At 56.1% G+C, this 11,111-nt stretch carries 9 protein-coding genes; 1 reads left to right on the top strand and 8 read right to left on the bottom strand.

Annotation, left to right across the window (positions count from 1 at the left end):
- Positions 1-55: 55 nt before the first annotated feature.
- The 6 genes from argO to tkt form a co-directional block, all read right to left on the bottom strand.
- Positions 56-676, bottom strand: coding sequence for an arginine exporter ArgO (gene argO / locus B4M48_RS00660; RefSeq protein WP_071668577.1), 621 nt, complete (start codon positions 674-676; stop codon positions 56-58).
- Between the two features lie 131 nt (positions 677-807).
- A complete protein-coding gene (gene mscS, locus B4M48_RS00655) occupies positions 808-1,689 on the bottom strand; it encodes a small-conductance mechanosensitive channel MscS (protein WP_039380053.1) in 882 nt (293 codons plus the stop codon).
- Positions 1,690-1,997: 308 nt separating this feature from the next.
- Positions 1,998-3,077, bottom strand: coding sequence for a class II fructose-bisphosphate aldolase (gene fbaA, locus B4M48_RS00650; protein ID WP_039380055.1), 1,080 nt, complete (start codon positions 3,075-3,077; stop codon positions 1,998-2,000).
- Positions 3,078-3,179: 102 nt separating this feature from the next.
- On the bottom strand, positions 3,180-4,343 hold the full coding sequence (pgk, locus tag B4M48_RS00645) for a phosphoglycerate kinase (protein WP_039380057.1): 1,164 nt from the start codon (positions 4,341-4,343) through the stop codon (positions 3,180-3,182).
- 51 nt (positions 4,344-4,394) lie between these two features.
- A complete protein-coding gene (gene epd / locus B4M48_RS00640) occupies positions 4,395-5,414 on the bottom strand; it encodes an erythrose-4-phosphate dehydrogenase (protein WP_039380059.1) in 1,020 nt (339 codons plus the stop codon).
- A gap of 353 nt (positions 5,415-5,767) precedes the next feature.
- The gene (gene tkt / locus B4M48_RS00635) at positions 5,768-7,759 is read right to left on the bottom strand and encodes a transketolase (protein ID WP_039380061.1); all 1,992 of its coding nucleotides are present in this window, start codon (positions 7,757-7,759) and stop codon (positions 5,768-5,770) included.
- 272 nt (positions 7,760-8,031) lie between these two features.
- Between tkt and B4M48_RS00630 the strand changes: the two genes are divergently transcribed.
- Complete coding sequence (locus B4M48_RS00630; RefSeq protein WP_039380063.1) at positions 8,032-8,787, top strand: M48 family metallopeptidase; 756 nt, start codon at positions 8,032-8,034, stop codon at positions 8,785-8,787.
- A gap of 45 nt (positions 8,788-8,832) precedes the next feature.
- Here B4M48_RS00630 and speB read toward each other — a convergent pair whose 3' ends face one another.
- Positions 8,833-9,753, bottom strand: coding sequence for an agmatinase (gene speB, locus B4M48_RS00625; protein WP_039380065.1), 921 nt, complete (start codon positions 9,751-9,753; stop codon positions 8,833-8,835).
- Positions 9,754-9,897: 144 nt separating this feature from the next.
- Positions 9,898-11,094 carry an HlyD family type I secretion periplasmic adaptor subunit gene (locus tag B4M48_RS00620; protein ID WP_370513594.1) on the bottom strand — a complete coding sequence of 399 codons (1,197 nt, stop codon included), beginning with the start codon at positions 11,092-11,094 and terminating at the stop codon, positions 9,898-9,900.
- Positions 11,095-11,111: the final 17 nt, after the last annotated feature.

Here is an 11,111-nt window from a genome sequence, read left to right as displayed (position 1 = left end):
ACTCAATCTTAGCAGCCTCGTCGCGTCAATAATGCCCCCTGCGCGTTTTACTTTTTTAATCCGTCAGCGCCTGATGCGCCAGCTGGAAAGCGATAAGCCACATGACGCTGCCGACCAGCAGGTTGATGATGCGCTGCGCGCGCGCGGTGCGCAGCCGGGGCGACAGCCAGGCCGCCAGCAGCGCCAGACCATAAAACCAGATTACGGAGGCGCTGACGGTGCCCAGCGCGAACCAGCGGCGGGCATCGGCGGAGGGCAGCTGACTGCCGAGGCTGCCCAGCACCACAAACGTATCCAGATAGACATGCGGATTGAGCCAGGTCACCGCCAGCATCGTGGCGACGATGCGCCAGCGCCCCTGTTTCAGCGCGCTGTCCTGCTCCAGCGCAATACCGCCGCGCCATGCGCTGCGTAACGCTCCCCAGCCATACCAGAGCAGAAACGCAACGCCAGCCCAGGTGATCAGCGTCAGCAGCAGCGGTGACTGATGCAGCAGCGCGCTGCCGCCAAATATGCCGCCGCAGATCAGCGCAATATCGCTCAGGGTACAGAGCGTGGCGGTCATCAGATGATAGTGGCGCTTGATGCCCTGATTCATAACAAAGGCGTTTTGCGGGCCCAGCGGCAAAATCAGTGCAGCGCCCAGCGCCAGCCCCTGCAGATAAATTGATAACACGTTGAATAACCTGAAAAGAGAAGAGGATGGACGCAGTATATCGGCCGGAGGGTATTAGCGGAAATTGAAAGATTTAATCGGTCATTAGCGTTGTTAATAAGAAAGGCACCCGCAGGTGCCTTACGCTAACGTTATTTAGTCAGGTTAACCGGCTGCTCCTGCGCCTCACCCTTAACCTGGTGCAGATGCACATCCATCTGCGGATAAGGGATGCCGATGCCGTGCGCATCCAGGGTACGCTTAAAGTTTTTCATCAGATCCCAGTAAACGTTCTGCAGGTCGCCGCTTTTGCTCCAGCAGCGCACGACAAAGTTCAGTGACGAAGCCGCCAGCTCGTTCAGGCCAATCTGAATACCCATATCTTTCAGCACGCGCTCATCCGCTTCCACAACTTCGCGCAGCAGATCGATTACCTGATCGACATCCGCGTCGTAGGCCACGCCGATAATAAATTCGTTGCGGCGGATCGGCTCACGGGAGAAGTTAACGATATTGCTGGCGATAATTTTACCGTTCGGCACCACCACCATTTTACCGTCCGCGCTTTTCAGCGTGGTTGAGAAGATCTGCACATTCTGCACGGTCCCCATCACGCCACCGAGGTCAACAAATTCGCCGGTGCGGAATGGACGGAAAGTCACCAGCAGTACCCCTGCGGCAAGGTTAGAGAGCGAGCCCTGCAGTGCCAGGCCTACGGCCAGACCCGCTGCACCCAGCACGGCGATAACTGACGCGGTCTGTACACCCACCCGCCCCAGCGCTGCGATGATAGTAAATGCGATAACGCCATAGCGGACTAAGGCTGAGAGAAAATCTGCCACGGTCGCATCGATGTGGCGTGCCACCAGCAGACGATTCACGCCGTTTGAAACAATACGCGCGATAATCATACCCACGATAATAATCGCAATTGCTGCCACGATATTGACCGCATAGCTCAGGATCAGCGCCTGGTTACGCACCAGCCATCCACCTGCACTGTTAATGCCATTTACGACATTTAAATCTTCCATTTGTCAGCCCTGTTGTTGAGTTTCCCGCAGGAAATTACAAAAACGGCCAGATTGACTCCGGCACTCCAGGCTTCAAGGTTAAACAAAAACAGCATGAAGCGCCAAAATTAAGCTGATTTAACATTGTATTGAGGGAAAAACGTACCGGAATTGATGCAGATTAGCGCAGCACAGACCTGCAGGTTGCTGGTACGTATGCGGCAAAGTATGGCGGGCTGGCGTGTGGTTTTGTCGGGAAGAGAGTACGGTGCCGCATCGTGAAAAGCACATAAAAAAGGCCCCAATGGGGCCTTTTTACTGCAGCGGACTTACAGTACGTCGACTGCGTTCAGCTCTTTGAACGCCTGCTCTAAGCGCACAACCATTGAAGATTGTGCTGCACGCAGCCAGACGCGTGGATCGTAGTATTTCTTGTTCGGGCTATCCGGGCCGTTCGGGTTGCCCAGCTGCGACTGCAGGTACGCTTCGTTAGATTTGTAGTACTGCAGAATACCGTCCCAGGTTGCCCACTGGGTATCGGTATCGATGTTCATTTTGATCACACCGTAGCTGATTGACTCTTCAATCTCTGCTGCGGAAGAGCCGGAGCCGCCGTGGAACACGAAGTCCAGCGCGTTATGTTCCAGACCATGCTTCTCACACACATATTTCTGTGAGTCGCGCAGGATGGTTGGGGTCAGCTTCACGTTGCCTGGCTTGTACACGCCGTGCACGTTGCCGAAAGAGGCCGCGATAGTGAAACGCGGGCTGATTTTGCTCAGCTCGGTGTAGGCGTAATCCACATCTTCAGGCTGGGTGTAGAGGGCTGAAGCGTCCATATGACTGTTGTCCACGCCATCTTCTTCACCGCCGGTGCAGCCGAGTTCAATTTCCAGCGTCATGTCGATTTTCGCCATACGCGCCAGATATTTGCTGGAGATTTCGATATTCTCTTCCAGCGACTCTTCAGAGAGGTCGATCATGTGTGAAGAGAACAGCGGCTTACCGGTTTTTTTGAAGTGCTCTTCACCGGCATCCAGCAGACCGTCGATCCACGGCAGCAGTTTTTTCGCACAGTGGTCAGTGTGCAGAATGACCGGCACACCATACTGCTCAGCCATCAGATGCACATGGTGCGCACCGGCGATAGCGCCGAAAATTGCCGCGCCCTGTGGTTTGTCGGTTTTGAAACCTTTACCGGCGATAAATGCAGCACCGCCGTTAGAGAACTGAACGATGACCGGCGCTTTAACTTTGGCAGCAGCTTCCAGTACCGCGTTGATGGAGTCCGTGCCGACGCAGTTAACTGCAGGCAGAGCGAATTTGTGCTCCTTCGCTACCTTGAAGACTTTCTGAACGTCATCACCAGTGACAACGCCGGGTTTTACGAAATCAAAAATTTTAGACATGGTTGTGTCCCGTTTCGTTACCGTTCATTCCCGAAGGGAATGGGATTTATTTGCCCCGCTCGGGGCCAGTTTTAAGGCAGCGCCGGAGCGCTGCCCCCAGAATTACTGCTTAGCGCGCTCTTCCAGCATCGCCACCGCAGGCAGCTTTTTGCCTTCCACGAACTCCAGGAATGCACCGCCACCGGTTGAGATGTAAGAGATCTTCTCTTCGATACCGAACAGATCGATAGCCGCCAGCGTGTCGCCGCCGCCTGCTACAGAGAACGCGTCGCTTTCGGCAATTGCATTGGCCACAATTTCGGTGCCTTTACGGAAGTTAGGGAACTCAAAGACGCCTACCGGGCCGTTCCACAGAATGGTTTTGGCCTCTTTCAGGATCTTCGCCATGTTCTGTGCGGTTTCATCACCGAAGTCCATAATCTCTTCGTTATCCTGCACTTCTGAAACCTTTTTCACGGTAGAAGGTGCAGTTTCAGAGAATTCCGTGCCTACGCGGGAATCGGTCGGCACCGGAATACCATACTGGTCACGCAGTGTTTTAGCCGCTTCAACGAAGTCCGGCTCATAGAGTGATTTACCGACCTTGTTGTCGATAGCCACAAAGGTGTTAGCGATGCCGCCGCCCACAATCACGGTATCCGCAATTTTTACCAGCGACTGCAGCACATCAAATTTAGTCGATACTTTTGAACCGCCGACTACGGCAACCAGCGGACGCTCCGGGTTGCTCATGACTTTACCCAGCGCTTCCAGCTCAGCAGAGAGCAGCGGGCCTGCGCAGGCGACTGGCGCAAACTTGCCCACGCCGTGAGTCGAAGCCTGCGCGCGGTGCGCGGTACCAAACGCATCCATTACAAAGATGTCACACAGCGCGGCATACTTCTTCGCCAGCGTCTCGTCATCTTTCTTTTCGCCTTTGTTGAAGCGCACGTTTTCCAGCACGACCAGCTCGCCCGCGCCGACTTCCACGCCGTCAAGATACTCTTTCGCCAGCGTAACCTGGGTACCGTTCAGTTTTTCTTTCAGATAGTTAACAACCGGCAGCAGCGAGAACTCTTCGTTATATTCACCTTCGGTCGGACGACCAAGGTGAGAGGTAACCATCACTTTCGCGCCCTGTTTCAGTGCCGCTTCGATGGTTGGCAGGGAAGCTCGGATACGTGCGTCAGATGTCACTTTTCCTTCTTTCACTGGCACGTTCAGATCGGCACGGATCAGAACACGCTTACCAGCAAGGTCCAGATCGGTCATCTTAATTACAGACATGGTGAATCCTCTCGTTGATTCTCGTAAGTTTTGCCAGACGCCATCCGCGTCTTACCTGAAACCGCTTGCGGCCATTGCTAACGTAGTATCGATCATCCGGTTAGCAAAGCCCCATTCGTTGTCACACCAGACCAGCGTCTTGATCAGGTGATGACCGCTGACCCGCGTCTGCGTACCATCAACGATGGCACTGTGCGGATCGTGGTTAAAATCTACTGAGACTAACGGTAATTCCGTATAGTCAACTATACCACGAAATGCCCCTGCTGATGCGTTTTGCAGCAGCGCATTGACCTCACACGCCTTTACCGCCGCCCGTACCGAGACGCTCAGATCAATCGCCGTCACGTTGATAGTGGGTACGCGCACCGCTATCGCTTCGAAGCGATCGTTGAATTTCGGAAAAATGCGGGTGATGCCGGCAGCCAGCCGCGTATCGACCGGAATGATCGACTGGCTCGCTGCACGGGTGCGGCGCAGATCGCTGTGATAGGCGTCGATCACCTGCTGATCGTGCATCGCTGAGTGGATCGTGGTCACGGTGCCGGACTCGATCCCGAAGGCATCATCCAGCAGCTTGATCACCGGAATAATGCAGTTGGTGGTACAGGATGCGTTAGACACAATGCGGTCAGTTTGTTTAAGAGCCTGTTCGTTTACGCCGAACACCACGGTTGCATCCAGATCGTTGCCGCCCGGATGCGAAAACAGGACTTTTCTGGCGCCCGCCTGCAGATGCGCCTCACCGTCGGCGCGGCTGCCGTAAACGCCGGTGCAATCCAGCACCACATCAACGTCCAGCTGCTGCCACGGCAGCGTGCCGATCTCAGCCTGATGCAGGATGCGGATAGTGTCCTCCCCTACCCACAGCAGATCGCGCTCCTGCCGCACGTCGAAGGCGAAGCGACCGTGGCTGGTATCATACTTCAGCAGATGCGCCATACCGGCGGCGTCTGCCAGCTCGTTAATCGCCACAACCGTAATTTCCGCCCGGCGTCCCGTTTCATAGAGCGCACGCAACACATTGCGCCCGATACGACCAAAGCCATTGATAGCAATACGAATGGTCATCGCTTTTCCTGCAACTGCACCTCTGAAATGTGCCAGATACCTTGAGCGTTTCATGCCATTTTGTACAGGGAATTCTTACGCAGCGCCTGGAGCATTGCTGAGAGATATCCTGCTAACTGAAACGGTTCAGCCAGAATAAAGCATGCGAGGAATAACCGGAATGATTGCGATCAAGGATGGTGATGATTATTGGATCTGCGTCACAAAAATGCAGCGATTAATCGATTACTGCAGGAATAATTGAAACGTTTCAGGTGGAGAAGGCGAAGAAAATAAAACAGGGCGCGCATCAATGCGCACCCTGTGGTTCACAATATCTGATCTGGTAACCCGCCCTTTAAGGCGACTCCGGATTACAGAATAGATTTTGCGGTATTAACCACATTCTCAACGGTAAAGCCGAACTCTTTAAACAGCAGCTCTGCCGGTGCAGATTCACCAAATGAGGTCATACCCACGACCGCACCGTGCAGGCCGGTATATTTAAACCAGTAATCGGCAATACCCGCTTCAATGGCAACGCGTGCGCCAACCGCTTTCGGCAGCACCGCTTCACGGTAGGCGGCATCCTGCTTATCAAACGCATCCGTTGATGGCATGGAGACCACGCGCACATTGCGGCCTTCGCTGCTGAGTTTGTCAGCGGCAGCTACCGCCAGCTCAACTTCAGAGCCGGTAGCGATCAGGATCAGTTCCGGCGTGCCGTTGCAATCTTTCAGCACATAGCCACCGCGTACCACATTTGCCAGCTGCTCAGCGGTACGATCCTGCTGCGCCAGGTTCTGGCGGGAGAAGATCAGCGCTGACGGGCCATCGACGCGCTCAATGGCATATTTCCACGCGACAGCAGACTCAACCTGGTCACAGGGACGCCACAGGCTCATGTTTGGCGTCGTACGCAGGCTGGCCATCTGCTCAACCGGCTGGTGCGTCGGGCCATCTTCACCCAGACCGATAGAGTCGTGGGTATAAACCATGATCTGACGGATCTTCATCAGCGCCGCCATACGCGCTGCGTTGCGGGCATACTCAACAAACATCAGGAAGGTCGCGGTATAAGGCAGGAAACCGCCGTGCAGCGCAAGGCCGTTGGCAATCGCGGTCATACCAAACTCACGCACGCCGTAATGGATATAGTTACCCGCTGCGTCTTCATTGATCGGTTTAGAACCGGACCACATAGTCAGATTGCTGGGTGCCAGATCGGCAGAACCACCGAGGAACTCCGGCAGCAGCTTGCCAAAAGCTTCAATCGCATTCTGCGAGGCTTTACGGCTGGCGATTTTAGCCGGGTTCGCCTGCAGCTGCTCAATAAACTGCTGCGACTCCGCCTGCCAGTTAGCCGGCAGCTCATTGTTAACGCGACGTGTAAACTCTTCAGCCAGCGCCGGGAAAGCCGCCTTATAAGCTGCAAATTTCTCATTCCACGCTGACTCTTTCGCCTGGCCCGCCTCTCTGGCATCCCACTGCGCATAGATATCGGCCGGGATCTCAAACGGCGCGTGGCTCCAGCCCAGCTGCTTGCGCGTCAGCGCAATTTCATCGTCGCCCAGCGGCGCGCCGTGTGAATCGTGCGTGCCCGCTTTGTTAGGTGAACCGAAACCGATAACGGTTTTACACATCAGCAGTGACGGCTTGTCAGAGACGCGCTTCGCCTCTTCCACCGCCTGTTTGATCGCTTCTGCGTCGTGACCATCCACGCCGCGCACAACATGCCAGCCGTAGGCTTCAAAACGTGCTGCGGTGTCGTCGGAGAACCAGCCATCAACGTGACCATCAATGGAGATACCGTTGTCGTCATAGAACGCGACCAGCTTGCCCAGCTTCAGCGTACCGGCAATAGAGCAGACTTCGTGCGAAATACCTTCCATCATGCAGCCGTCACCCATGAAAACATAGGTATGGTGGTCTACGATATCATGACCCGGACGGTTGAACTGTGCAGCCAGCGTGCGCTCGGCGATCGCAAAGCCCACGGCGTTGGCGATGCCCTGACCCAGCGGGCCGGTTGTGGTTTCCACGCCTGGCGTGTAGCCATATTCCGGGTGACCTGGGGTTTTAGAGTGCAGCTGGCGGAAGTTCTGCAGCTCGCTCATTGGCAGATCGTAGCCGGCAAGGTGCAGCAGGCTGTAGATCAGCATAGAGCCATGCCCGTTCGAGAGCACGAAGCGGTCGCGGTCAGCCCACTGCGGGTTAACCGGGTTGTGGTTCAGGAAGTCGCGCCACAGCACTTCAGCGATATCCGCCATGCCCATCGGGGCACCCGGGTGTCCCGATTTAGCTTTCTGTACTGCGTCCATACTTAACGCACGAATGGCGTTGGCAAGCTCTTTACGAGAGGGCATGTTCTACTCCAGATCGGATTAAGGCTCCGCCGCGCTTAACGTATTGTAATTAATCAGTTATAAGGCGAAGCGTGAAAGAAGTCGCCCATCAATGTACATGAAAATCGCCACAAAAGTACATGCATCCGCGTGCTAATTATCATGGCTGCGATTGCATTTTAAGCCGCGTCTGCTAGCAACCGCGAAACGGGCGCGCTATAAACATCGGGTTTATACATCTGGCCTGCTTTCAGGTGTCTGTTTTTACGACGAGTTACTTAAAGGATGATGATATGAAAATCCGGGCTACGGTTACGGCAATCGGAGTGGCAGCGCTACTGAGCGGCTGTCAGGGGTTTGATAACAACGCGCTGCTGCAGTCGGGCGCGCAGGCGTACCAGGCCTATTCGCTCAGCGATGCGCAGGTAAAACAGCTGAGTGACCAGTCCTGTGCGCAAATGGATAAAGAGAATCAGGTCGCGGCGGCAAACAGCAGCTATCAGCAGCGTCTGAATAAGATCGCTGCCGCGCTGGGCGACAATATCAACGGCACGCCGGCGAACTACAAGGTGTACGTCACCAAAGATGTCAACGCCTGGGCGATGGCTAACGGCTGCATCCGCGTTTACAGCGGCCTGATGGATATGATGACCGATAATGAAGTGGAAGGCGTGCTGGGCCATGAGATGGGTCACGTCGCGCTGGGCCACACGCGTAAAGCGATGCAGGTTGCCTTTGCCACCGAAGCCGCACGCGGGGCTGCCGCCTCGGTCGGCGGTATTATTGGTTCGCTGTCGCAGTCGCAGCTGGGCGATATCGGCGAGAAGCTGGTTAACGCGCAGTTCTCGCAGACTCAGGAGTCGCAGGCAGATGACTACTCATATGATCTGCTGAAAAAGCGCGGCATTAACCCGCTCGGTTTAGCCACCAGCTTTGAGAAGCTGGCGAAGATGGATCAGGGGCATCAGAGTTCGATGTTTGACTCCCATCCTGATTCAGAAGCGCGCGCGCAGCATATCCGCGATCGTATCGCCGCAGACGGCAAATAAGCGCCTGATGCAGCCCTTCTCCCGGCGGGAGAAGGGCTGCCGCTATCAGCCTTTGTTCGCTGCCTGCACGTGCAGCATATCCAGCGCCAGCGTAGCCGCTGCCAGCGCGGTCAGATCGGCGTGATCGTAGCCCGGTGCCACCTCAACCAGATCCATGCCGACAATATTCATTCCCTGCAGGCCGCGCACCAGTTTGGTCGCTTTGTCGCTGCTCAGGCCGCCAATCACCGGCGTGCCGGTGCCTGGCGCGTGCGCCGGATCGAGGCAGTCGATATCAAACGTCAGGTAGACCGGCAGGTCGCCCACGGTGCGCTTCACCTCGGCCAGAATATCATCCACGCTGCGATCGTTAACCTGCGCCGCGTCCAGCACGTTAAAGCCCAGACTCTTATCAAATTCAGTACGAATACCGATCTGCACCGAGTGCTGCGGATCGATCAGCCCCTCTTTTGGCGCAGTGAAAAACATGGTGCCGTGGTCAAACGTCGGGCCGTTAGAGTAGGTGTCGGTATGCGCATCAAAATGCACCAGCGCCATTTTGCCGAAATGCTTCGCGTGAGCGCGCAGCAGCGGCAGCGTAATGTAGTGGTCACCGCCAAAGGTCAGCATGCGCTTGCCGCTGGCCAGCAGTTTTTCCGCATGCGCCTGCAGTTTGTCTGAGAGATCCTGCGAGTCGCCAAATGCGTACACCAGGTCACCGCAGTCCACGACATTCAGGCGCTGACGCAGATCAAACTCCCACGGCCAGCGGCACCCTTCCCACGCCAGGTTAGTGGAGATCTGACGAATCGCGCCCGGCCCCAGACGGCTGCCCGGACGGCCCGACGTAGCGGCGTCAAACGGCACACCGGTGATCACCCATTCAGCATCGCTGTCATACGGCTGGAAGTTGAGCGGAAAACGCATGAAGCCAAAGGCGTTGGAAACCAGAGAGTTGTCATACTGATTGCCCAGGGTGTTATACATAATTCATCCTCTTTACGTCAGGCAGCACCGGCCTGGTTACGGGTCAGCTATAAAAAAATCCCTTCCGCGTCGTTAAGCCCGACGAGGAAGGGATTGATGGCGTGATTATCACCGGGAATATACTCCCCTGCAATCCTCATCCGCTTAGCGCTCGCGCATCGCCTCTTCAGCTTTATTAAACGGCTTAACCAGATAATCCATCACGGTTTTCTCTCCGGTTTTGATATCCACCGTGGAGACCATGCCGGGCGTGATAGAAAAGCGCCGGCCCGCTTTGTTCTGCACATAGTCGTTATCGGTGCGGATAAACACCCGATAGTAGTAGATCTCTGGTTTCACCTCATCCTGGATAGTGTCAGGTGAGATGCTCTCCACTGCGCCGTTGAGGCCGCCATAGATGGCGTAATCGTAGGCGGAGATCTTCACCACCGCGCGCTGCCCCGGATGAATAAAGGCGATATCGCGCGGCGACAGGCGCGCCTCCACCAGCAGCCGGTCGTTGAGCGGGACAATGTTCATCAGCTCGCCGTTAGGCGGCACCACGCCACCGACCGTGGAGACTTTGATATTTTTAACGATACCGCGCATCGGGGCGCGGATCGTCAGTCGCGTCACCGTATCTTCGCGTCCTTTAATCACTTCAGCGAGGCTGTCCGCTTCCGCGCTCGCTTTGGCCAGCTCTTCACGCGCCTGGACATAATATTGCGAACGCATATCGGTCAGCTTCAGCTCCAGATCGGATTTTTCACGCTGCAGGCGCAGCACCTCCACATTGCTGGCAGCCCCGCTCTTTGCCAGCCGCTGCGTAATCGCCAGCTCGCGGTTAGCCAGCGCCAGCGACGCGTTAAACTGCTTCGTCGCGTCGTTGAGCTGTGCCCGTTTAGTATTGTAGAGACGGGTTTCTGCCGCGATCAGATCGGGCCAGCCGCTGAGCTCATCCGGAAAAGTCAGCCGGGTGTCGTTAACCTCTGCCCGCAGGCGTGACGCCGCCGCCAGCGCGGCGCGATAGCGTGCCGCGCTCTCACCCACGCTTGACTGGGAACGGGTCGGATCGAGCCGCGCCACCACCTCACCCGCCTGCACCTGATCGCCCTCATGCACGTACAGCTCCGTCAGAATACCGCCCTCCAGCGACTGCAGCACCTGCTCGCGCGAGCTGGGGATCACCTTGCCGGTCCCGGTTGAGACTTCATCCAGCACGCCAAACCACGCCCAGATCAGCGCGACCAGCATCAGCGCGGCGCTGATAACAATCAGCCGCACCGCCCCGCTGTAGTGCGTTTCCGATTTCAGTTCGCCCAGCAGATCGTCTGACGCATCTGTTTCAGCAGCCGTGACCAGCCGCAGTTTTGCCGGCA

It is taken from the genome of Pantoea sp. UBA6567 (assembly GCF_002434165.1).
In the GTDB taxonomy this organism is placed as follows: domain Bacteria; phylum Pseudomonadota; class Gammaproteobacteria; order Enterobacterales; family Enterobacteriaceae; genus Pantoea; species Pantoea eucrina.
The sequence above is the reverse complement of the archived record's forward strand: the minus strand, read 5'-3'. Positions and strand labels throughout refer to the sequence as shown.